At 72.6% G+C, this 20,988-nt stretch carries 19 protein-coding genes and 2 pseudogenes; 5 read left to right on the plus strand and 16 right to left on the minus strand.

What is annotated here, in order from left to right:
- The 4 genes and pseudogenes from ACN6LD_RS28340 to ACN6LD_RS28355 all read right to left on the minus strand — a co-directional run.
- A pseudogene (locus ACN6LD_RS28340) lies at positions 1-120 on the minus strand (dehypoxanthine futalosine cyclase); the annotation flags it as partial.
- A gap of 73 nt (positions 121-193) precedes the next feature.
- Positions 194-874, minus strand: a pseudogene (locus tag ACN6LD_RS28345) (prepilin peptidase); the annotation flags it as partial.
- A 465-nt stretch (positions 875-1,339) separates the two neighbouring features.
- Positions 1,340-3,211 carry a protein kinase domain-containing protein gene (locus ACN6LD_RS28350; protein ID WP_445044686.1) on the minus strand — a complete coding sequence of 624 codons (1,872 nt, stop codon included), beginning with the start codon at positions 3,209-3,211 and terminating at the stop codon, positions 1,340-1,342.
- 38 nt (positions 3,212-3,249) lie between these two features.
- A complete protein-coding gene (locus tag ACN6LD_RS28355; protein ID WP_057584987.1) occupies positions 3,250-4,107 on the minus strand; it encodes a menaquinone biosynthetic enzyme MqnA/MqnD family protein in 858 nt (285 codons plus the stop codon).
- 288 nt (positions 4,108-4,395) lie between these two features.
- Here ACN6LD_RS28355 and ACN6LD_RS28360 point away from each other — a divergent pair, with 288 nt between their 5' ends.
- A complete protein-coding gene (locus ACN6LD_RS28360) occupies positions 4,396-4,599 on the plus strand; it encodes a cold-shock protein (RefSeq protein ID WP_003974443.1) in 204 nt (67 codons plus the stop codon).
- A gap of 117 nt (positions 4,600-4,716) precedes the next feature.
- On the plus strand, positions 4,717-5,460 hold the full coding sequence (locus ACN6LD_RS28365) for a class I SAM-dependent DNA methyltransferase (protein WP_445044687.1): 744 nt from the start codon (positions 4,717-4,719) through the stop codon (positions 5,458-5,460).
- A 49-nt stretch (positions 5,461-5,509) separates the two neighbouring features.
- On the opposite strand, the gene kstD is transcribed toward ACN6LD_RS28365, so the two are convergent.
- The 4 genes from kstD to ACN6LD_RS28385 all read right to left on the minus strand — a co-directional run bounded on the left by kstD (position 5,510) and on the right by ACN6LD_RS28385 (position 9,719).
- Positions 5,510-7,273, minus strand: a complete 1,764-nt coding sequence (gene kstD / locus ACN6LD_RS28370) for a 3-oxosteroid 1-dehydrogenase (protein ID WP_319194036.1) — start codon at positions 7,271-7,273, stop codon at positions 5,510-5,512.
- A 144-nt stretch (positions 7,274-7,417) separates the two neighbouring features.
- A complete protein-coding gene (locus ACN6LD_RS28375; protein WP_319194034.1) occupies positions 7,418-7,822 on the minus strand; it encodes a hypothetical protein in 405 nt (134 codons plus the stop codon).
- Between the two features lie 56 nt (positions 7,823-7,878).
- A complete protein-coding gene (locus ACN6LD_RS28380; protein WP_445044688.1) occupies positions 7,879-9,420 on the minus strand; it encodes a helix-turn-helix domain-containing protein in 1,542 nt (513 codons plus the stop codon).
- A 119-nt stretch (positions 9,421-9,539) separates the two neighbouring features.
- Complete coding sequence (locus tag ACN6LD_RS28385) at positions 9,540-9,719, minus strand: hypothetical protein (RefSeq protein WP_445044689.1); 180 nt, start codon at positions 9,717-9,719, stop codon at positions 9,540-9,542.
- Between the two features lie 153 nt (positions 9,720-9,872).
- Between ACN6LD_RS28385 and ACN6LD_RS28390 the strand changes: the two genes are divergently transcribed.
- A complete protein-coding gene (locus ACN6LD_RS28390; RefSeq protein ID WP_445044690.1) occupies positions 9,873-10,391 on the plus strand; it encodes a GNAT family N-acetyltransferase in 519 nt (172 codons plus the stop codon).
- 183 nt (positions 10,392-10,574) lie between these two features.
- On the opposite strand, the gene ACN6LD_RS28395 is transcribed toward ACN6LD_RS28390, so the two are convergent.
- Positions 10,575-12,500 carry an AMP-dependent synthetase/ligase gene (locus tag ACN6LD_RS28395; RefSeq protein ID WP_319194027.1) on the minus strand — a complete coding sequence of 642 codons (1,926 nt, stop codon included), beginning with the start codon at positions 12,498-12,500 and terminating at the stop codon, positions 10,575-10,577.
- A 254-nt stretch (positions 12,501-12,754) separates the two neighbouring features.
- On the minus strand, positions 12,755-14,101 hold the full coding sequence (locus ACN6LD_RS28400; RefSeq protein ID WP_319194025.1) for an acetyl-CoA C-acetyltransferase: 1,347 nt from the start codon (positions 14,099-14,101) through the stop codon (positions 12,755-12,757).
- An 88-nt stretch (positions 14,102-14,189) separates the two neighbouring features.
- Between ACN6LD_RS28400 and ACN6LD_RS28405 the strand changes: the two genes are divergently transcribed.
- Positions 14,190-15,527 carry a 3-oxoacyl-ACP reductase gene (locus ACN6LD_RS28405; RefSeq protein ID WP_445044691.1) on the plus strand — a complete coding sequence of 446 codons (1,338 nt, stop codon included), beginning with the start codon at positions 14,190-14,192 and terminating at the stop codon, positions 15,525-15,527.
- Positions 15,527-16,426, plus strand: coding sequence for a MaoC family dehydratase (locus tag ACN6LD_RS28410; RefSeq protein ID WP_445044692.1), 900 nt, complete (start codon positions 15,527-15,529; stop codon positions 16,424-16,426). The genes ACN6LD_RS28405 and ACN6LD_RS28410 overlap by 1 nt, the downstream gene beginning before the upstream one ends.
- 347 nt (positions 16,427-16,773) lie before the next feature.
- Here the strand turns inward: ACN6LD_RS28410 and ACN6LD_RS28415 are convergent, their stop codons facing one another.
- From ACN6LD_RS28415 to ACN6LD_RS28440, 6 genes are all read right to left on the minus strand, one after another.
- Entirely contained in the window at positions 16,774-17,418 is a 645-nt protein-coding gene (locus tag ACN6LD_RS28415) for a TetR/AcrR family transcriptional regulator (protein ID WP_319194022.1), read from the minus strand.
- A 39-nt stretch (positions 17,419-17,457) separates the two neighbouring features.
- Positions 17,458-17,769: a DUF4229 domain-containing protein gene (locus tag ACN6LD_RS28420; protein WP_445044715.1), complete on the minus strand. Its 312-nt coding sequence runs from the start codon at positions 17,767-17,769 to the stop codon at positions 17,458-17,460.
- Positions 17,770-17,862: 93 nt separating this feature from the next.
- Positions 17,863-18,387 carry a GNAT family N-acetyltransferase gene (locus ACN6LD_RS28425; protein WP_319194019.1) on the minus strand — a complete coding sequence of 175 codons (525 nt, stop codon included), beginning with the start codon at positions 18,385-18,387 and terminating at the stop codon, positions 17,863-17,865.
- Between the two features lie 86 nt (positions 18,388-18,473).
- Positions 18,474-19,637, minus strand: coding sequence for an aminofutalosine synthase MqnE (gene mqnE, locus ACN6LD_RS28430; protein ID WP_445044693.1), 1,164 nt, complete (start codon positions 19,635-19,637; stop codon positions 18,474-18,476).
- Between the two features lie 149 nt (positions 19,638-19,786).
- Positions 19,787-20,242 carry an Lrp/AsnC family transcriptional regulator gene (locus tag ACN6LD_RS28435; RefSeq protein ID WP_445044694.1) on the minus strand — a complete coding sequence of 152 codons (456 nt, stop codon included), beginning with the start codon at positions 20,240-20,242 and terminating at the stop codon, positions 19,787-19,789.
- Positions 20,243-20,310: 68 nt separating this feature from the next.
- On the minus strand, positions 20,311-20,973 hold the full coding sequence (locus ACN6LD_RS28440; RefSeq protein WP_266727867.1) for a UbiX family flavin prenyltransferase: 663 nt from the start codon (positions 20,971-20,973) through the stop codon (positions 20,311-20,313).
- Between the last annotated feature and the right edge of the window lie 15 nt (positions 20,974-20,988).

Genomic DNA, 20,988 nt, shown 5'->3' on the forward strand with positions numbered 1-20,988 from the left:
GGCGGCGCCCAGCGCGTGCAGCGGGGCGTCGCGGTAGAGGTCGAGAGCCTCTTCGGGGGTGATCCGCCCACCGGCGGCGGCACGGTCGAGGACGGACTGAAGTTCGGCCTTCTCGGTCACCGGGAGCGTCCCTTTCGTCAAGGGTTGTGGACAGACCGAGCCAGCCTACGCCAGGCCTCCCGGCGCCCCGACCTCAGGCCGCGTACGCGCCGACCAGCAGCCCGGCGAGCGTGCCCACGAGCATGAACGGCCCGAAGGCGATGAGTGTCCCGCGTCTTCCCCGCCCCACGACGAACAGCACGCCGCCGTACAGCGCGCCGAACAGGAACGCGGCGAACGTGCCCAGCATGACGGTCGGCCAGCCGTACCAGCCGAGGACGGCGCCCATGCCGAGCGCGAGTTTCACGTCGCCGAAGGCCATGCCGCCGGGGTTGACGAGGTGCAGCACGAGGTAGCCGGCGCCGAGGGCGAGCGCGCCCAGCAGGGCCGTCGTCCAGTCCCCGGCGTGCTCGGGGAGCAGCGCGGCCAGGCCCAGCAGGGCGAGGGCGGCGACCGCGAGCGGGAGGGTCAGCGGGTCGGGCAGCCGCCGTACCCGAACGTCGACGACGGCCAGCAGCACCCCGACCGGCGCGAGCGCCAGCCACACCACCGACTCGGGCCGCACACCGGTCGCCATGGCGAGCGCGGCGCACAGCAGCGCGGTGAGGGCGGGGAGGAGAAGGGCGCCGGGGGCGACGGTGGCGGCGCAACGGCGGCAGTGGGCGCGTCCGAGCCAGCCCCGGAACGGATGGCCGGCCGGGCAGGCCGCCCGCCAGCCGCCGACCGTTTCCCACTCTTCCTGCCCGCCCGGCGCTCCCGTCCCGCCCGGTGCTCCCGTCCCGCCCGGTGCTCCCGGCGTTCCCGGTGCTCCCGGTGCTCCCGGCGCTCCCGGCGCTCCCGGCGCTCCCGGCGCTTCCTGCCCCGCCTGCTCGTCGCTCTCGTCCGCCGTACCCCGCTCCGCGGTCTGCTCCTGCCGTTCCGGGGCATTCTCGTCCCGTTCGGCGGCCTGCTCATCCGGTGCGGCGGCCTGCTCACCCGGTTCCGCGGTCTGCTCGTCCGATTCCGCGGTCTGCTCGTCCTGTTCCTCCTCCGGCGGCACGGAGAAGCGGTACGCGGCGCGCGGCAGCAGCGCCCCTGTCACCGCGCCCCACAGCGCGGCGGCGGCGGTCAGTGTCAGGTCGCTGGGCGGTGTGGTCATCGTCAGAGATCGTAGGGAAAAGGGAGAGACAGAGGAGAGACGAGGGAGGCCGGAACGGTCGGCACGACGCCGTCCGCTCCGCCTCTCCGCCTCCCGGGGCCGCTATTCGACCTTCGACATCCGTGCGACCGGGTTGCCCTCCGCCGCGCTCTCGGAGGTGTAGGTCAGGTCGTCGCCGGTCGGCGTGAGCCGGATCGGGTGCGGCTTCGGATTGCAGCCGCCGTGGTTGTTCGCGGCGCCCACGGACGTGGCGACGACCTCCTTCGCCGTCACCTGCTTCAGCGTCAGGACGTCGACGCAGACGCCGCCGAGCACGTCCGTCTGCCGCAGCTCCCCCAGCTTCCCGCCCACGACCGCCTTTTGGACCGTCACCCGGAACGTGCCCATCGGGAGGGCCCCGTCGAGGCCGCTGCCCTGCCCCTCCCAGGTGCCGATGTACCGGGCGGGAAGCGCTGAGGCCGACGAGCCGCCGGTGGCGCCGGGACTCGCCGCGGGCGACTGCCCCTCGGTGGCGCCGGGGGTCGCCGCGGCCGTCGGCGCCGGGGAGTTCGCGTCGCTGCCGGCCTCGGTGTCCTGGCCGCCGTCGCCCGGCAGCAGCCGGAACACCAGCACCGAGCCGACCGTCACCGCCGCCATCGCGCCCGCTACCGCCAGCGCGACGGTGCAGCTCAGCCGGCGTCCGCGGCCGCCCTCGCCGGGCGTCGCGCTGCCCGCCACGGTGACCGAGAGCCGGCCGCGACCGTCGGAACCTCCGGTGTGTCCGGAACCTGCGGTGCGTCCGGCGCGTTCGGCCTCGTCGGCCGCAGGCTCGGCGTCCCTCGGCGTGGGCACGGGCGGGACCACGAGCCCGGCAGCCGAGCGGTCGGCCCGGTCCGCCGGAGTCGCCGGAGTGCCCGGAGCCGCGGGGATCACGTCCATCACCGGTGGCGGCCCGAACACCCCCAGCGAGGCTGGCGGCTCGCCCGCCGGGGCCCTGCCCGAGGCCGCTCCCACGGGCTCCCCCGACGCCATCGCCGCGCTGCCGAACCCCACCGGACCGGACGCGGCGGGCTCCGCGCCGGCGTGCGTCCCCTCCAGGTTCAGCAACTGGACGGCGCTGCGCCCCAACTGTTCCACCAGCGCTCCCGGCAGCCAGCCGTCCGCCACCAGCCGGGCCGCGCCCTCGGGCCCGAGGCGCCGGGCCACCTCCTCAGGGGACGGCCTCGCTGCCGGGTCCTTGACGAGGCACGCCTCGGCGACCGCCCGCAGTTCACCGCGCAGCCCGCCCTCCGGCGGGCCGAGCTCCGGTTCCTCGTGGACCACCTTGTAGAGGAGCGCGGCCGACGAGTCACCGGGGAACGGGGACCGTCCGGTCGCCGCGTACACCAGTACCGCGCCGAGGGAGAAGACGTCGGCGGCGCCGGACGCGCCCCTGCCGAGGATCTGTTCCGGGGCCATGTAGCCGGGCGAGCCGACCGAGACGCCGGTCGAGGTGAGCGAGGCGGTGCCGTCGGTCGCGCGGGCGATGCCGAAGTCGATCAGCAGCGGGCCGTCCACGGTCAGCAGCACGTTGGACGGCTTGACGTCCCGGTGCACCAAACCCAGTCCGTGCACCGTGCCGAGGGCCTCCGCCAGGCCGGCGCCGAGCACGCGCACGGAGTGCTCGGGCAGCGCCCCGCCCGACGCGACGGCGGCGGCCAGGGACGGTCCGGCCGCGTAGCCGGTGGCCACCCAGGGGACCGTGGCCTCCGGGTCCGCGTCCAGGACCGGTGCCGTCCACGCCCCGCCGACCCGCCTCGCGGCCTCGACGTCGCGCCGGAAGCGGGCGCGGAACTCCTCGTCGAGCGCGAGGTGCGGATGCACGATCTTCACGGCCACCGTGCGGCCGCCCGCGCTGCGGCCGAGGTAGACCCGGCCCATGCCGCCGGAACCCAGTCGGCCGAGCAGCCGGTAGGGCCCGACCGTCGTGGGTTCACCGTCTCCGAGCGGCTGCATCGGCGCCACCCCCTCCCCCGTCAGGACTCCGTAGGAGACTACGCAGATCGGGGCCGGAGCAGTTCCACCCTGACGTCAGCCGGGAAGCCCGTGGTCGGGCCGACGCGGCGGGCGAACTCCGTGACGGCCTCCAGCTGGGGCGCGCCGAAGCGGAAGTCGAGGGTGGTGAAGTACCGCTCGAGGACGTCTTCGTCGAACTCCTCCCAGCGGGCCGCCTGCTCGGCGACCTTGCCGACCTCCTCCAGGGAGAGGTTGCGGGAGTCGAGGAACGCCTGGTGGACCTGGCGGGTCAGGACGGGCTCGCGCTCCAGGTAGTCGCGCCGGGCCGCCCACACCGCGAAGACGAAGGGGAGTCCGGTCCACTCCTTCCACAGCCGGCCGAGGTCGTGCACCTCCAGGCCGAACCGTGGTCCGTCCAGCAGGTTCGCGCGCAGCGCCGCGTCGCCGATGAGGACGGCGGCCTCGGCCTCCTGCATCATCAGGCTGAGGTCGGGCGGACAGGTGTAGTAGTCCGGCCGGACTCCGAAGCGGTCGGCCAGGAGCAGTTGCGCGAGGCGCACCGAGGTCCGGGAGGTCGAGCCGAGGGCGACCCGGGCGCCGTCGAGCTGGTCCAGCGGGACCTGCGAGACGATCACACAGGACATCACCGGGCCGTCGCAGCCCACGGCGATGTCGGGGAAGGCGACCAGGTCGTCGGCGTTCTTCAGGAACTCGACGAGGGTCACGGGCCCGATGTCGAGATCGCCCCGCACCAGCTGCTCGCTGAGCTTCTCCGGGGTGTCCTTGGTCAGGTCGAAGTCGAGGAGCGTGCCGGTTCTCGCGAGCCCCCAGTAGAGGGGCAGGCAGTTGAGGAACTGGATGTGGCCGACGCGCGGCCGGGTGCGAGAATTGTCCACATCGCGAGGCTAGACCCCGTCGGGTACGCTGCGGACTCCGACCCCCGAGTCAACCCCTTTCATGGATCTTCAAACGTCCGAGTGACGTGATCTTGACCTCTATTGCTTTCGGCTGCCCACATGCTACGCTCGCCGCAAGTTGCAGTTTGGTTTCCCTTGCAGTACAGAGCCTGCGGAGCATGTAACCGCGGGCTCTCGTCGTTTTCAGACGTATGCAGTTGTGCGGCACTTGCTTTCACGCTTGCAGGGTTCTGGAGCAGGGCAACCCTTTGGGCCCAAGGAGGGCTTATGGCTACCGGAACCGTGAAGTGGTTCAACGCCGAAAAGGGCTTTGGCTTCATCGCCCAAGAAGGCGGCGGCCCCGACGTCTTCGTCCACTACTCCGCGATCAACGCGCAGGGCTTCCGCTCGCTCGAGGAGAACCAGCAGGTCTCCTTCGACGTGACGCAGGGCCCGAAGGGTCCCCAGGCGGAGAACGTCACCCCCGTCTGAGTCTCCACACCCTGAGATCGCAAGTCTGAGAGCAGTACCCAAGGAGCCCTGTGCCGTTCGGCACGGGGCTCCTGCCTTTGCCCCCGATGTCGGTCGGGCCTCCTAGGCTCCCCACCCATGACCGACACGGACACCCACGCCCACACCGACACCGACACCACGAAGCCCGAGCCCTCCCCCGCTCCCGGGTTCGTCGCCACCACCCGTGCGTTCTACGACGCCGTCGCCGAGGACTACGCCGAGCGGTTCCGTGACGACCTCGCCGCGCGACCGCTCGACCGGGCCGTGCTCACCGCCTACGCCGAGCTCGTCGGGGCCGGCGGCCGGGTGGCCGACCTGGGCTGCGGTCCCGGCCGGACCACCGCACGGCTCGCCGCGCTCGGGCTCGACGTGTCCGGGCTCGACCTGTCGGAGTCGATGCTGGCGATCGCCCGGCGCGAGAACCCGGGGATCCGCTTCGAGCAGGGCTCGATGCTGGAGCTCGACTTCCCCGACGGAGCCCTGGCCGGAGTCGTCTCCTTCTACTCGTCCATCCACACCCCGCTGGACGAACTGCCCGCGCTCTTCGCCGGATTCCACCGCGTGCTGGCCCCGGGCGGGCACCTCCTGCTGGCCTTCCAGGTCGGCGACGAGCCCCGGCACTACGACCGCCCCTGGGGTCACCCGGTCGCCATCGACTTCGAGCGCCGGCGTCCGGAGACGATGGCCGGGCTGCTGACCGCGGCCGGCTTCGCCGTGCTGTCGCGCACGGTGCGGGAGCCGGACGCGGACCTCGGCGAGCCGACCGCCCAGGCGTTCCTGATCGCGCGCAGGCCCCCGAAGACCGCGCCCGCCGCCCCCGAGATCGGTCCGGACGCCTAGGGCGTGTTTCGAAAGCAGCGTCGTCTGCCCGAAGGGCAGACGCTCGTGATCAATACGCCTGGAGCACCCCGGCGAGATCGAGGGCCGCGATGTAGCCGAAGGTCATCGCGGGGCCGATCGTCGAACCGGCGCCCGCGTAGCTGTGACCCATGACCGCCGCGCTGGCGTTGCCTGCGGCGTACAGCCCCGGGATGACCGAGCCGTCGGGTCGCAGCACGCGGGCACGGGCGTCGGTGCGCAGGCCGCCCTTCGTGCCGAGGTCGCCGGGGACGATGCGGAAGGCGTGGAAGGGAGGCAGCCACAGAGGGGCGAGGCAGGAGTTCGGGAGGACTCCCGGGTCCGTGTAGTAGTGGTCGTACGCGCTGTCGCCCCGCCCGAAGTCGGTGTCGTCGCCCCGGAGCGCGAGCGTGTTGAAGCGGTCGACGGTCGCTCGCAGGGCGGGCCCCGGAACGCCGATGGCGGCGGCCAGGGCGTCCAGGGACCAGGCCTTGTGCGCGGCCCCCGAGCTGTACCAGTCGGCCGGGAACGGCAAGGTCGGCGCCACGTCCTTGAACAGGTAGCGGTTGCGGTAGTTCTGGTCGGTGATCAGCCAGGCCGGGATCGCGCGGTCGGTCGGGTTCTGGTCGTACATGGTGTGGACGACGTCGCCGTAGGGGGCGGCCTCATTGACGAAGCGGCGGCCGGCCCCGTTGACCAGGAGTCCGCCGGGGAGGGTGCGCTCGGCGAGGCAGAACCAGGGCTGCCCGGGGAGCGGGATCGCCGGGCCCCACCAGGCGTCGTCCATCAGGGCGAGGTCGGCGCCGAGCCGCTGTCCCGCCCGGATGCCGTCCCCGGTGTTCTCCTTCGCGCCGACGCTCCACTCGGTGCCGATCGGCTGACGTTGGTACCGGGCCCGCATGGCCGCGTCGTGCTCGAAACCGCCGGAGCCGACGACGACCCCGCGCCGGGCCCGGACCAGGCCGGGCGCGCCGTCGCGGGTGACCACCGCGCCGACGACGGCTCCGCCTTCGACGTGCAGGTCGGTCAGCGGACTGGAGAGCCAGACCGGCACTCCGGCGGCGCGCAGCCCGAGCCGCAGGCCGCCCGCCAGGGACTGGCCCATGGTCAGCGGTTTCTGTCCGAGGAGCGCGGCCTTCGTGCCCCGGGCCAGGCACTCGGCGGCGACGGCCGCGCCCCGCACGCTGACAGCGGTCAGGTTGAGCCACTTGTAGTCGGCGCTGAAGACCACCATCCCGGCCGGCACCTGGAGGTACGAGGGGTTGAGGCGGGCCAGGTCCGCGCCGAGGAGGTTTCCGTCGAGCTGGTCGGGCTCGACGGAGCGGCCGCCCGGGAGACCTCCGGGAAGCTCGGGGTAGTAGTCGCTGTAGCCCTCCATCCAGCGGAAGCGCAGCGGGCTGTGGGCGATGACGGAGGCGAGCATCGCCGGACCGTGCGCGAGGAAGGCGCGCTGCCGGTCGGCGGGGACCTCCGGGCCGACGACCGCGGCGAGGTAGGCGGCGGCTTTCGCGGGGGTGTCGGGGACGCCCGCCGCGAGGATCACCGGGTTGTTCGGGATCCAGATCCCGGCGCCGGACCGGGCGGCCGAGCCCCCGAAGGTCGCCGCCTTCTCGACCACCACACAGCTCAGCCCCTGCCGGGCGGCGGTCAGCGCGGCGGTCATCCCGGCCGCGCCGGAGCCGACCACGACGACGTCGTACGTGCCGAGGAGGGGCAGGTCGGCGGCCCGGGCACCCTGTTGCACCCCCGTGGCGACAGCGAGCCCGGCACCGGCGGCTCCGGCCAGCAGATGTCTTCGGGAAGGGGATCCGGTCATGTCGACTCCAGCCCAGACGGAACGCGCGAGAACCGGGAATGTCGCGCGGGGGTCTTGGGAAGTCAAGGGCCACTACGTCCCTCCCGCCCACGCCATGGGCGCCCTTCCTCGCTCACGGCGTGGGCTGATCACTGCGGGGACGGATCAGGCCTTGCCGCAGGACCATGCGCCGAACAGGCCCCACTCACCGGAGCTGTACTCGCCCAGGCCCGCCTGGATGCACACGCCCGTGCCTTCGTCGTACTTCTTGTTCACCGACTTCGTGGAGCCGTTCTTACCCGGGTTCCAGATGGTGAAGTCGTAACCGCCGTCGGACTTGTACGGGGCGACGTCCACCTTGAGGACCGCGGACATCTCGTCGGCGCACACGTCCTTGATGTGGAACCATTCGCCCTCGGCCTCGAAGGTGCCGACCGAACTGGCGGAGCAGGTGTCCTTCTTGCTCTGGCCCCAGGAGGTGGCGTTCGTGCCGGCCAGAGCAGGCGAGTTGGCCAGCGCGACCAGCGCCGCGGCCGCGACCACGATGCCGCCGGCACGGAACTTGTTCATGAGATACCCCCGAGGGAAGCGATCCGGAACGGGTTGTTCGACCCGCGTGGATCACGCTAGGGCGCGCTTCCCCTGCGGGACCATGGTGCACAGTGGCCACTTCGGTCCGAGAGGTGTGCACGGTGATCAGTCGCGATGAGCGCGTGCACGATGTCGTGGAGGCCGGACCCGGTCGTCAACAGGTCGCGGTTGAGGAGGCGTTCGGCGGTGCGCAGCCGGGCCCGTACCGTGTTGCGGCTCACGGACAGGGCTTCGGCGGCCCGTTGGGCGTCGGTGTTGTGGCCGACCCAGGTACGTAAGGTGGCGTGAAGGTCGCGGTGGGCGGCCTCACCGAGGGGTTCGAGGAACCCCGTCGCCCAGTCGACGGCGGGCTCGCTGCTCAAGAGGTGGGCGAGGGACGGCGCGCCCGAGGCTGCCGCCTCGGCGCCTGGCTCCGAAGGGAGGGCGTTGGAGGCCAGGGCCAGGGCCAGGTCCAGTGCGGCGCGGACGCGGACCTCGCCCAGGTCGGCCTGCAGGGCCCGTTCGGCCCGGCCGCAGTGCGCGGTGACGGTGGTGCGGCTGATACCCAGAAGACGGGCCACGGCGGAGCGGGGAAAGGCCACGGCGAGACGGGTGACGTCCTGGGTGATCTTCGCTTCGCCGAGCAGCGGCTCGACGTGCGCACGGGCCCAGGACAGGGCCGCCGGTCTGGGCAGCAGGGGCAGCAGCGACGGGCTGCCGTGGTAGACGGCCAGGCGTTCGGGGGAGTTGCGGGCGACGGCGAGGGCGTGCACCGCCTCCCCGTACGCCGCAGCCGTGGCGGCGATCGGATGGGGCCTGCTGACGCCGAGCGCGTAACCGCGGTTCTCGCGAACCAGCCTGCGCAGCACGCCCGCCAACCGGTCGTCCAGGCCCCCGCTGCCTTCGCCGTCTCGCTCCCGCTCGGCGATCGGGCAGATCAGGTGGTCCAGGAAGGCCGGGCAGTGCACCATGAGGCCGACGCCGTGATAGCCGGAGGCGTCCTGGAAGGCACTGGCCAGCCGGTCCCGGTCGGCGGGCGGGCAGTGCAGCAGATGGACTCGGACGCGTTCGGCGTCCAGGAGCGGCGGGACGTCCCGGTGGGTCATGCGACGGGCCAGGGTGACGTCCCCGGTCATGAGGGCGGTCAGCACGGCGAAGCGCAGGGCGCGTGCCTTCTCCTCATAGCCGCGGGCGCTGTGGTCGGCCCTGCGCGCCTCGCCGAGCAGGTGCAGCAGGCCGCCGGCCCGGGATACGAGAGCAGCCGCCTCACGGGACCGTCCGGCCGCGCCGACGGTGACGAGGACCGGACGCGGAGCCTGTCGGCCGCAGGCTTCGAGGTGTACCTCCAGGTCGCCGTGGCGGGCGGTGGCTGCGCCGAGCCGACCGTCGGCGAGCCGCACCAACCGCTCCCCCAGCGCCTCGACGGCCTCATGGGGGAAGCCGTCGGTGGCCGCCTCGATCCGGCCGCCGGGGCAGACCCAGGCCACGGCGGTCGCCGTACGCCGCCCGAGCCAGTCCAGTACGTCTGCCGGGGACGCGCGGCGTTGGACCACTCGCAGCAGCTCGTCGATCCCCTGCTCCCACCCCAACTCGCCCACTGCTCAACCGCTTTCCGTCGTCGGTGACGCGTCAGGACGCAGGAAACCACACGTTCATCTCTCGTACGGTTATTCGACCTCGGCCGCGAAGTGACGCAGGACCGCCTCACGGCGGAGTTTCATCGACGACGACGTTCGTACGTGCCGAGGAGGGGCAGGTCGGCGGCTGCCGCGGTCCACTGCACGGCGACGACGGCGAGCCCGCCTCCCGCGGCCGCGCCGAGCACCCTTCTGCGCGAGGGACGGCTGAGCGACGGTGCGCTCTCGGGTGGTCTCACAGGGTCCGCGCTCGTGGTCATGGCCACTCCAGCCCGCCGGGAACTCATGGATGGATTCGGGTGCGGAGACCGGAATGTCGCGCGAGGGTCTTGTGAAGTCAAGGGCCGTGCAGCGGAGTTCACCGCCGGCTTTACTCGGAGACACGCGCTGTGGAGTACGGCTAGCGTGTCCGGGTGATCGATGACACCGTGCGACTGCGCCCCGTCCGCGAGGACGATCTGCCGATGCTGGAACAGTTCATGCTCGACCCCGAGGCGGCCGGGACGTTCTCGTGGTTCGGCTGGACGGACCCCGGGCGCATGCGGCGGCGCTGGGCCGAGAACGGGATGCTCTCCGTCGACGGGGGCCAGTTGATGGTGACGTCCGGCATGGAACCGCTCGGCTTCGTGGCCTGGCGCAGGATCGTCACCGTGGCCCACTCCTCCTACTGGAACATAGGCATCCAACTGCTGCCGCGGGCGCAGGGACGCGGGGTCGGCACCCAGGCCCAACGCCTCCTGGCCCGCTACCTGTTCGCGCACACGCCCGCCGTGCGGATCGAGGCGCACACCGATGTGGAGAACATCGCCGAGCAACGCGCGCTGGAGAAGGCCGGTTTCACCCGCGAGGGCGTGCTGCGCAGCGTCGTGTTCCGCGACGGGCGCTGGCGCGACAGCCTGTCCTACAGCGTGCTGCGGGACGACGCCCCCTGAGCGGGCACGCGTCCCTGGGGTACGCGCCCTGAGGGGGCACGCGCCCCTGAGGGGCACGCGCCCTGATCGGGCGGCGGTCCCCTCGGCCCGGTCCGTTCGATCCGGCCTGTTCCGTCGATCCAGCCTGTCCGGCCGATCCGGCCTGTCCCCTCGATCCGGCCGATCCGGCCGATCCGGCCGAGGTCACCTCTCGTAGAGCCCCTCCACCTGCTCCGCGAAGTCCCGGAGGACCGCCTCGCGGCGGAGTTTCATCGACGGGGTGAGGTGGCCGGCCTGTTCGGTGAAGTCGGTCGGCAGGATGACGAAGCGGCGGATCGACTCGGGGCGGGAGACCAGCTTGTTGGCCTCGTCGACCGCCCGCTGGAGCACCGCGTCGAGTTCCGCGTCGCCGATCAGCAGTTCCGCCGGCACCGGGTGCTTGCCGTTCATGTGCCGCCAGTGGGTGAGGCCGTCGGGGTCGAGGGTGAGCAGGGCGGAGACGTAGGGGCGGCCGTCGCCGAGGACCATGGCCTGGGAGATCAGGGGGTGCGAGCGCAGCCAGTTCTCCAGCGGCGCGGGGGCGACGCTCTTGCCGCCGGCCGTGATGATCATCTCCTTCTTGCGGCCGGTGATCGTCAGATAGCCCTCGTCGTCGAGGGCGCCGAGGTCGCCGGTGGCGAGCCAGCCGTCGGGGGCGGCGGGGACCACTCCGCCGGCCGCCGGGTCCCAGTAGCCGCGCAGCACGTGGTCGCCGGCGATGAGGATCTCGCCGTCCGCGGCGATGCGGATCTTCGTGCCGGGAAGCGGCCAGCCGACCGTGCCCAGACGGGGTTTCATCGGTGGGGTGACCGTGGACGCGCCCGTGGTCTCGGTGAGGCCGTAGCCCTCGTAGATCTCGATGCCCGCGCCGAGGTAGAAGGCGGAGAGGCGCCGGCCGAGGGGGGAGCCGCCGCAGATGGCGTGGCGGACCCTGCCGCCCATCGCGTTGCGGATGCGGCGGTAGACGAGCGGGTCGTAGAGGGCGCGGGCGGCGCGCAGGGTGGCCCCCGGGCCGGATCCCGCGCCGGTCTTCTGCGCCTCGACGGCCTCGCCGTAGCGGCGGGCCACGCCCACGGCCCGGTCGAAGGAGGACAGCTTGCCGCCCGCCTCGGCCTTCGCCCGGGCGGTGTTGAAGATCTTCTCCAGCATGTAGGGGATGGCCAGCAGACAGGTGGGTCTGAAGGCCGCCAGGTCCGGCAGGAGCTGGTCCGCCTTGAGGCTCGGGGCGTGACCGAGGCGGACGCGGGCGCGGATGCAGGCGATGGCGACCATCCGGCCGAAGACGTGCGACATGGGGAGGAAGAGGAGGACGGAGAGCTCGTCGTCGTTCTTGGCCTTGAAGACCGGGTAGAGGAGTTCGATCGCGTTGTCGACCTCGGCGAAGAAGTTGCCGTGGGTGAGCGCGCAGCCCTTGGGCCGGCCGGTGGTGCCGGAGGTGTAGATGAGGGTGGCGAGCGTGTCCGGGACGAGCATGCCGCGGCGGATCTCGACCTCGGCGTCCGGCACCCGCTCGCCCGCCTCGATCAGCCGGTCCACGTGGCCCTTCTCCATGACCCACATGTGCTGGAGGTCGGGCAGCCGGTCGCGTTCCGGGCCGAGGGCCGCGGCCTGGCCGGCGGTCTCGGTGACGAGGGCGACCGCGCCGGAGTCCTGGAGGATCCAGCGGGTCTGGAAGACCGAGGAGGTCGGGTAGACGGGCACGGTGACCAGGCCGGCCGCCCAGGCCGCGAAGTCGAGCAGGGTCCACTCGTAGGTCGTGCGGGCCATGATGGCGATCCGGTCGCCGGGCGCCAGCCCCTCCGCGATCAGCCCGCGGGCCACGGCGTGGACCTGCGCGGCGAAGCGTTCCGCCGTGATGTCGGTCCAGTGCCCGTCCGGTCCCCGGCGGCTGAGGACCACCGACTCGGGGACGGCGGCCGCGTTGTCGTAGGGCAGGTCGGCGAGCGAGCCGTACGTCACCGGGCGGGCGAGGGCCGGCAGGGAGGCCTCCCGTACGGCGCCGTCCAGTCGTCGCGTCTCGGGTTCCACAAGGACGGGAGGGGCGTCAGGGTCGGCGTAGGCCGAGCCGGCGGCTGAGTACGGGGTGGACACGGGCGGCTCCCTGGGCGTGCAGCGAAGAAACTGCTTGCTGCATGACGTACGTGCTTCGCGCACCGACGCGTTCAACCGGGATGCCCCCTATGAAAGGGGTTACCGCCAGTTAGGTAGGGGATCGTACGGCGCTCACATGTGGGGCTTGTGCGTGTTCCGGGATGTTCCGGGGTCGGGTCTGTGCAATCTCGGGGTGTATGTGAGGAATCTTCAGGTTTGCCACGGCTTCATCGGGATTCATCCGCCTTCGGTTTTCACGCCCGCTCCAGGATCGCCGTCACTCCCTGACCACCCGCCGCGCAGACGGAGATCAGACCGCGCGAGGGGCCGTGCTGCTCGGTGAGCAGCTTGGCGAGCGTCGCGACGATGCGGGCGCCGGTCGCCGCGAAGGGATGGCCGGTGGCGAGCGAGGAGCCGGCGATGTTCAGCCGGTCCCGGTCGACCGGGGCGAGGCCCTGCTTCTCCCAGGCCGCCAGCGTCGCCAGCACCTGGGAGGCGAAGGCCTCGTGGACCTCCACCAGGTCGAAGTCCTCCATGCCCAGTCCGGCCCGTTCCAGCATCCGCGGGACGGCGTACGCGGGAGCCATCAGCAGACCGTCGCCGGTTCCGCTTCCGCCGTCGGCCGCGTCGCCGCGCACGAAGTCCACGGCCGCCGTCTCGTAGGCCGTCAGGTAGGCGAGCGGCTCCAGACCGCGGGCCTCGGCCCACTCCTCGGAGGCGAGGAGGACGACCGCGGCGCCGTCCGTCAGCGGCGTCGAGTTGCCTGCCGTCATGGTGGGTTCGGGGCCGTCGACGCCGAACACCGGCTTCAGCCGGGCCAGTTTCTCGACGGTGGAGTCCGGCCGCAGGTTCTGGTCGCGGGCCAGGTCGTGGAACGGGACGACGAGGTCGTCGAAGAAGCCGCGCTCGTAGGCGGCCGCGAGGCGCTGGTGACTGGCGGCCGCCAGCGCGTCCTGGGCCTCACGCTCGACGCCCCAGACGCGGGCGGTGACCGCGGCGTGCTCACCCATGGACAGACCCGTGCGCGGTTCGGCGTTGCGCGGGATCTCGGGGATCAGATGGGAGGGGCGGATCTGCGCGAGCGCCTTGAGGCGGGCTCCTGTCGTCTTCGCGCGGCGGGCCTCCAGGAGGATGCGCCGCAGCCGGTCGTTCACGCCCAGCGGCGCGTCGCTCGCGGTGTCCGCGCCGCCCGCGATCGCCGAGTCGGTCTGGCCGAGGGCGATCTTGTTGGCGGCGGCGATCACGGCCTGCAGGCCGGTGCCGCAGGCCTGCTGGACGTCGTAGGCGGGGGTGCGGGGGTCGAGCCTCGAGCCGAGGACGGTCTCGCGGGCCAGGTTGAAGTCACGGCTGTGCTTGAGGACGGCCCCGGCGACCAGCTCGCCCACCACGCCGGGGACGTCGAGGGCGTACCGGCTCACCAGCCCGTTCACCGCCGCCGTCAGCATCTCCTGGTTGGAGGCGGTGGCGTAGGGGCCGTCGGAGCGTGCGAAGGGGATGCGCGAGCCGCCGACGATCGCGACCCGTCGGGCGCGCGGGGGCTCGGAAGGAGTCCGGAGCGAGGGCTCCACCAGCTTCAGCCGTGACGGCTCCGAAGGACTCATCTCGACCTGCTCCTCACCCTTGACCTAGACTTACCCCGGGTAACCTTACTCCAGAGTAAGCATGTGCGCCGAGCCCGTGGGAGAGAACATGGCCGACCGCTATCTGAGCTTCACCGCCACCGCACCGGGCCGCTTCCTCACCCGGAGGCTCGGCCTGCCGCAACCGACGGCGCTGCTGCGCTGGTCAGCCGAACGCCCCTCCCTCACCGGCTCCTTGATCCACCTTACGGCCGGGAGGTCCACACTCGGACTCGCACCGGTACTGACCCGCGCCGGCCTGCCGCTCCACGGCTCCGGGGACAGCGACGGAGCCGGCGTCCCCGGCCCCGCCGCCGTCGTCCTCGACGCGACCGGCGTCCGGGACGTCGAGGCGCTCGCCGAGGTGCACGCTGCCCTGCACCCGGTGGTGCGGTCGGTCGCGGCGAGCGGCCGGATCGTCGTCCTCGGCGCGCCCCTCGACCCCGACGACCACTGCCAGGCGGCCGTGCAGCAGGCCCTGGAAGGGTTCGTGCGCTCCCTCGGCAAGGAGGTCGGACGCGGCAGGACCGTCAACCTGGTCCGGCTGACCGACGCGCAGGCGGCCGAGTCCACCCTGCGCTTCCTCCTCTCCCCCAAGTCGGCCTACGTCAGCGGGCAGGTCATCGGCGTGGGGGCCGCCGGCGCGGAGGGCTCCGAGGGCCCCAACGACTGGTCGCTCCCCCTCGCCGGCCGCACCGCGCTCGTCACGGGCGGCGCCCGGGGGATCGGCGCCGCCGTCGCCGAGCGGCTGGCCGGGGACGGCGCCCGGGTCGTCGTCCTCGACGTGCCGCAGGCCGGGGACGACGCCCGCCGGGTCGCCGAACGGCTGGGCGGCACCGCTCTCGCGCTCGACATCACGGCGGCCGACGCGGGCGAACGGATCGCCGCCGAACTGCCCGACGGGCTGGACGTGCTGATCCACAACGCGGGGATCACCCGGGACCGACGGCTGGTCAACATGCCCGCCGAACGCTGGAGTTCGGTGCTCGACGTCAACCTGTCGAGCGTGCTGCGCACCACGGACGCGCTGCTCGCCAAGGGCGTGCTGCGGCCGGGCGGGCGGATCGTGGCCACCGCCTCCATCGCCGGACTCGCGGGCAACGCGGGCCAGACGAACTACGGCGCGAGCAAGGCGGGGATCGCGGGACTCGTGCGCACCCTGGCGCCGCATGCGCTCGCGGAGCACGGGGTCACGGTGAACGCGGTGGCGCCCGGCTTCATCGAGACCAGGATGACCGCCGCGGTGCCGCTGTTCATCCGCGAGGCGGGCCGGCGTATGAACTCCCTGGCGCAGGGCGGGCTGCCCGTCGACGTCGCCGAGACGACGGCGTGGCTCGCGCACCCCGCCTCCGGCGCGGTCAACGGACAGGTCGTGCGGGTGTGCGGCCAGAGTCTGCTGGGGGCGTAGTGCGCACGCCCGCCACGTCGACGACCCTGACCGCGCTTCCGTCCCTCGGCCCGCTGTTCGCCCGCGGCGCGCTGCGCTCCCCTTTCAAGAACCCCCGTCCGGGCGTCTCCTTCTCCGGCGCCGGCGACCGCCTCGTGCTGCCCGGCCTGCGCGTGGACCCGACCCGGCTCGCCGCCTACGAGCGCGTCTGCGGCTTCCCGACCGGTGAGGACTCGCTGCCGCTCACCTACCCGCACGTCCTGGGCTTCCCGCTGGCCATGAAGGTCATGAGCGGCCGGGACTTCCCGCTTCCGCTGCTCGGCCTCGTCCACACGTCGATCGAGATCACCCGCCGGACCGCGCTCGCGTCCGCCGGAACCTACGAACTCTCGGTGCACGTCGAGGAGTTGGCACCGCACCGGCGCGGGACGGAGGCCGTCGTGGTCACCGAGCTGCGGCAGGCCGGCGAGACCGTGTGGGAGTCGACGAGCAGATACCTCGCCCGGCACGCCACCGAGGCCGCGCCCGCTGCCGTCGAGCCGGAGCCCTGCCCGCCGCCGGTGCTCGACGAGTGGCGGCTCGCCGCCGACGTCGGCCGGCGCTACGGCGCCGCCTCCGGCGACCGCAACCCCATCCACCTCCACCCGCTCACCGCCCGTCTCTTCGGCTTCCCCCGAGCCATCGCGCACGGCATGTGGACCGTCGCCCGCTGCCTCGCCGCCCACGGCGTCCCGCAGCAGGCACGGGTCCGGGCCGACTTCCGCGCCCCGGTCCTGCTCCCCGGCACGGTGTCGTTCGCGTCGGACGGCGCACGGTTCGCCCTGTGCGGCACGGGAGACCCGGCCCGGATCCATGTGACGGGACGGGTGGATCCCCTGCAGGACCCGCTCCCGCGCACGGGCCCCGCGCACACGCCGTGAGCCGCCGCCCCGGACCGCCGGTGAGCCGACGCCGGGCGGACGTCCGCCGCGGCGGACCGTGACGGCGAGGCGCACCCGGGCGGCCTGCCGCCGCAGCCGGGCGACGGTCCGGCGACGCCACCGTGCCGCCGCAGGGTCACGGCCCCGCCGCAGGGCGGAGCGGGGACGGCCGCGGCAGAGCGGGGACCACCGCGGCGGAGCGGGGACGACCGTGGCGGAGCGGGGACGACCGCGGCAGAGCGGGGACGGCCGTGGCGGCGAAGGCTCGCCGGTGCGGGCTCGGAGGCGACGGCTCGGAGGCGACGGCTCGGCGGTTCAGGCGGCCGAGAGTTCAGGCGGCCGAGGGTTCAGGCGGCCGGTGGGGACCAGGAGCGGCCGTTCATGAGGTTCCCGAGGCCCGCCCAGGCGAAGTTCATCAGGGTGGCCGCCGCCTGGTGGGAGGAGACGGCGTCGTCGGTGTTGGCCCAGGCGGCGAGCGACTCGGCGGCCCCGACCAGGGCTTCGGCGAGCCCGGCGACCTCGCGTTCGGGCAGGTCGGGGTCGCGGTGGGCCTCCCGGGCCGCTATCGCGATCAGCTGCGTCACGAACGCCACGATCTCCTCGCGCATCGCCGCGACCTCGCCGGCGAAGGGCTCGCCGTGCGTGCGGGCCTGGAGGTGCAGGACGGACCAGGCGTGCGGATGCCGCCCGGTGTGCGCGAAGAACGCCCGCAGCCCGTCCCAGAGCTGGCGGTCGGCGGGCAGATCGGTGCGGACGCCGGTGCGCACCGCCTCGACGAGGGACTTGGCCTCCCGCCGGATGCAGGCGGTGAACAGGTCTTCCTTGGAGTTCAGGTACAGGTACACCAACGGCTTGGACACGCCCGCGAGCTCCGCGATCTCGTCCATCGACGCGGCCATGTAGCCACGGCGGCCGAAGGTCTCCACGGCGGCGTCCAGCATCTGCTGCTCACGGACCGCACGCGGCATCCGCTTGGTCTTCACGGCACCCATGGGGCAAGACTAGTTGGGCCCCGCGGTCGGCAGCTCCGTTCAGGACGCCTGCTCCTGTGCCCGGCCCCGGGCGTGGGCCGAGTCGACCGCCTCGTCCTCCTGGGCCCGGTTGGCGTCGAGGTTGGCCTTCATACGGTCCACCCGCTCGACGACCGTCACCGAGGCGCGGTCGCGCTCCTTGCGCAGCACGACGAAGCTGATCGGCGCGGAGAGCACCAGGGCCAGCAGGACGATCCACATGCCGTTGGAGTCACCGAGGCCGCGCGGGACGACGCCCGAGTAGACGAGTGCCCAGACGGCCAGGAGGCAGCCTGCGAAGACACCGAGGCGCATCAGCGTGTAGCGGAGCATCTCAATCCAGACTTCCGATTCCAAAGGGGGCCACCGTCCAGTGAAGCACGCCCGGCAGCCGATCTTGCAGCGGGGTGGCCGGCCGCCCGGGCGTCATGTCAGCGGCAGCAGCATGGTGATGTCGTCGCGGTCGTCGCCCGGCGCGACCCGGATCGCACCGGGCACCCGGCCGACCTCCCGGTAGCCGCAGGAGCCGTAGAACCGCTCCAGGCCGAGTCCGCCGCGGCAGCCGAGCCGGATCGCCTCGACGCCGTCGAAGCCGCGGGCCGCGTCCGCGGCGGCCGCCAGCAGGTCGCGGCCGTACCCCTTGCCCTGGTGACGGGGGTGCACCATGACCGTGTACAGCATCACCCAGTGGGTCTGGAGGCGATGGCTGTTGAAGGCGAAGAACGCGGTCGCCGCCACCTGGCCCGACGCGTCCTGACCGACGAGCAGCCGGTTGCGGCCCTCGGCGATGGCCACGAGGTGCCGGACCAGATCCGGCCGGATCTCGTCACGCGACACGGGGGCGACGAACCCGACGGCGCCGCCCGCGTTGGAGACGTCGGTCCACAGGTCGAGGACGCCGTCGCGCAGGGCCGGGGTGACAGCGGGGTCGAGGGTGAAAGTAAGTGGCACAGCAGGATCGTAACCCTTACGACATGCGTCGCGCCGTCCCTTCCGGATCCCGGACCGGCCCCCGGCCCCGCCCCCGGGCCGGCGGGTCACACCCGCATGGGCTGCGGCGACTCGCGCAGTGCCGGGTCGGGGCCGTCGTACTCGCGGATGATCTCGTAGCGGGTGTTGCGCTCCACCGGGCGGAACCCGGCGTCCCGGATGAGGTCCAGCAGGTCCTCGCGGGTCAGCTTGTTCGGCGTGCCGTAGTTGTCGGCGTCGTGCGTGATCTTGTACTCGACGACCGAGCCGTCCATGTCGTCCGCGCCGTGCTGCAGCGCGAGCTGCGCGGTCTGGACGCCGTGCATCACCCAGAAGACCTTCACATGCGGGACGTTGTCGAAGAGCAGCCGCGAGACCGCGAACGTCTTCAGCGCCTCCGCGCCCGTCGCCATCGTCGTCCGGGCCTGGAGCCGGTTGCGGACCTTGCCGTCCTTCATGTCCACGAAGTCGTGCTGGTAGCGCAGCGGGATGAAGACCTGGAAGCCGTTCGTCTCGTCCTGCAGCTCACGCAGCCGCAGGACGTGGTCGACGCGGTGGCGGGGCTCCTCGATGTGCCCGTACAGCATGGTCGACGGGGTCTTGAGCCCCTTCTCGTGCGCCAGGCGGTGGATCCGCGACCAGTCCTCCCAGTGGGTGCGGTGGTCCACGATGTGCCGGCGGACCTCCCAGTCGAAGATCTCCGCGCCGCCGCCGGTCAGCGACTCCAGGCCCGCGTCGATCAGCTCGTCCAGGATCTCCGAGGCCGTGAGCCCGCTGATCGTCTCGAAGTGGTGGATCTCCGTCGCCGTGAACGCCTTGAGCGAGACGTTCGGCAGGGCCGCCTTGAGCTCGCGCAGCGAGCGCGGGTAGTAGCGCCACGGCAGGTTCGGGTGCAGCCCGTTGACGATGTGCAGCTCGGTGAGGTTCTCGCCCTCCATCGCCTTGGCGAGCTTCACCGCCTCCTCGATGCGCATCGTGTACGCGTCCTTCTCGCCAGGCTTGCGCTGGAAGGAGCAGTAGGCGCAGGACGCGGTGCACACGTTCGTCATGTTGAGGTGACGGTTGACGTTGAAGTGCACGACGTCGCCGTTCTTGCGGGTGCGCACCTCGTGCGCGAGCCCGCCCAGCCAGGCCAGGTCGTCCGACTCGTACAGCGCGACGCCGTCCTCACGGGTGAGCCGCTCACCGGCCCTGACCTTGTCCTCCAGCTCGCGCTTGAGCCCGACGTCCATGCCCACACCTTTCACCGACGACCTACCGACGACCTATCGACGACCGCCGACGGCTTCCCGCCGGCTGTCCCGCCGACCGGCTTTCCGGTCGGCCGACTTCCCCGCCGGCCCGGCTTCCTGCCGGCCCGACCCACCGTACGTCTTCGCCCCTACACCTCTTCGGGCAGCTCCCCGACGCGGTTCTCCCACTTCGTGGAGAGCACGATGGTGGTACGGGTCCGGGACACGCCCTTGGTCCCGCTCAGCCGACGGATGATCTTCTCCAGACCGTCGACGTCCGTGGCCCGCACCTTGAGCATGAACGAGTCGTCGCCGGCGATGAACCAGCAGTCCTCGATCTCGCTCAGGTCCTTGAGCCGGGCCGCCACGTCCTCGTGGTCGGCGGCGTCGGACAGCGAGATGCCGATGAGGGCGATGACGCCGAGGCCCAGCTGGGCGGCGTTCACCGTGGCGCGGTAGCCGGTGAGGACGCCGGCCGCCTCCAGCCGGTTGATGCGGTCGGTGACACTGGGTCCCGACAGGCCGACGAGGCGTCCCAGCTCCGCGTACGAGGCCCGGCCGTTCTCCCGGAGGGCCTGGATGAGCTGCCTGTCCACCGCGTCCATGCGAATCGAAGCCTTCCGATCAAGATTCCTGAAAAGATGAGAGGTACTGCGACTTGCTCAGATGGCGCTCATGAGGCCCGGGTTCCGGCCGCGCCGCCCAGATCGCCGTCCCACCGGCGGTAGAGCCCGTGCGCGACCCCCGCCGCGTCGAGTACGCGCCCGGCGACGAAGTCGACCAGGTCCTGGATGTGGGTGGCCCCCGCGTAGAAGGCGGGCGAGGCGGGCACGACGCTCGCGCCGGCGTCGTCCAGCGCCACCAGATGACGCAGTGTCTGCCCGTTCAGCGGGGTCTCGCGCACGGCGACGACGAGCGGCCGCCGCTCCTTGAGCGTGACGCTCGCGGCCCGCTGGAGCAGGTCCTTCGACAACCCGAGGGCGACTCCGGCGACGCAGGCCGTCGAGGCCGGGACGATCAGCATCCCCCTGACGGGATACGACCCGGAGGAGGGACCGGCCGCGAGATCCCCCGCGCCCCAGTGCCGCACCCGGTCGCCGCTGACGTCCACGTCGAACGCGCCCGGCTTGCCGTCGGCCCCGCGCGCGAGCCATTCCCGCAGGTCGTCCCGCCAGTGCGCGTCCCGGAAGGAGATCCCGGTCTCGTCGAGCAGGGTGAGCCGCGAGGCCCGGCTGACCACCAGATCCACGCTCTCGCCCCCGGCGAGCAGCGCACGCAGCACAGCGGCGGCATAGGGCGTACCGGACGCCCCGGACACCCCCACGATCCAAGGCACGCGCTGCGTTTCTCC

The organism is Streptomyces sp. SAS_272 (assembly GCF_052543235.1).

What these genes read in the sequence shown, in the direction of transcription:
- ACN6LD_RS28350 (WP_445044686.1), bottom strand. Translation starts at nt 3,211, where the DNA reads ATGCAGCCGCTCGGAGACGGTGAACCCACGACGGTCGGGCCCTACCGG.
- ACN6LD_RS28360 (WP_003974443.1), top strand. Translation starts at nt 4,396, where the DNA reads ATGGCTACCGGAACCGTGAAGTGGTTCAACGCCGAAAAGGGCTTTGGC.
- ACN6LD_RS28365 (WP_445044687.1), top strand. Translation starts at nt 4,717, where the DNA reads ATGACCGACACGGACACCCACGCCCACACCGACACCGACACCACGAAG.
- kstD (WP_319194036.1), bottom strand. Translation starts at nt 7,273, where the DNA reads ATGACCGGATCCCCTTCCCGAAGACATCTGCTGGCCGGAGCCGCCGGT.
- ACN6LD_RS28375 (WP_319194034.1), bottom strand. Translation starts at nt 7,822, where the DNA reads ATGAACAAGTTCCGTGCCGGCGGCATCGTGGTCGCGGCCGCGGCGCTG.
- ACN6LD_RS28385 (WP_445044689.1), bottom strand. Translation starts at nt 9,719, where the DNA reads ATGACCACGAGCGCGGACCCTGTGAGACCACCCGAGAGCGCACCGTCG.
- ACN6LD_RS28400 (WP_319194025.1), bottom strand. Translation starts at nt 14,101, where the DNA reads ATGAGTCCTTCGGAGCCGTCACGGCTGAAGCTGGTGGAGCCCTCGCTC.
- ACN6LD_RS28405 (WP_445044691.1), top strand. Translation starts at nt 14,190, where the DNA reads ATGGCCGACCGCTATCTGAGCTTCACCGCCACCGCACCGGGCCGCTTC.
- ACN6LD_RS28415 (WP_319194022.1), bottom strand. Translation starts at nt 17,418, where the DNA reads ATGGGTGCCGTGAAGACCAAGCGGATGCCGCGTGCGGTCCGTGAGCAG.
- ACN6LD_RS28420 (WP_445044715.1), bottom strand. Translation starts at nt 17,769, where the DNA reads ATGCTCCGCTACACGCTGATGCGCCTCGGTGTCTTCGCAGGCTGCCTC.
- mqnE (WP_445044693.1), bottom strand. Translation starts at nt 19,637, where the DNA reads ATGGACGTCGGGCTCAAGCGCGAGCTGGAGGACAAGGTCAGGGCCGGT.
- ACN6LD_RS28435 (WP_445044694.1), bottom strand. Translation starts at nt 20,242, where the DNA reads ATGGACGCGGTGGACAGGCAGCTCATCCAGGCCCTCCGGGAGAACGGC.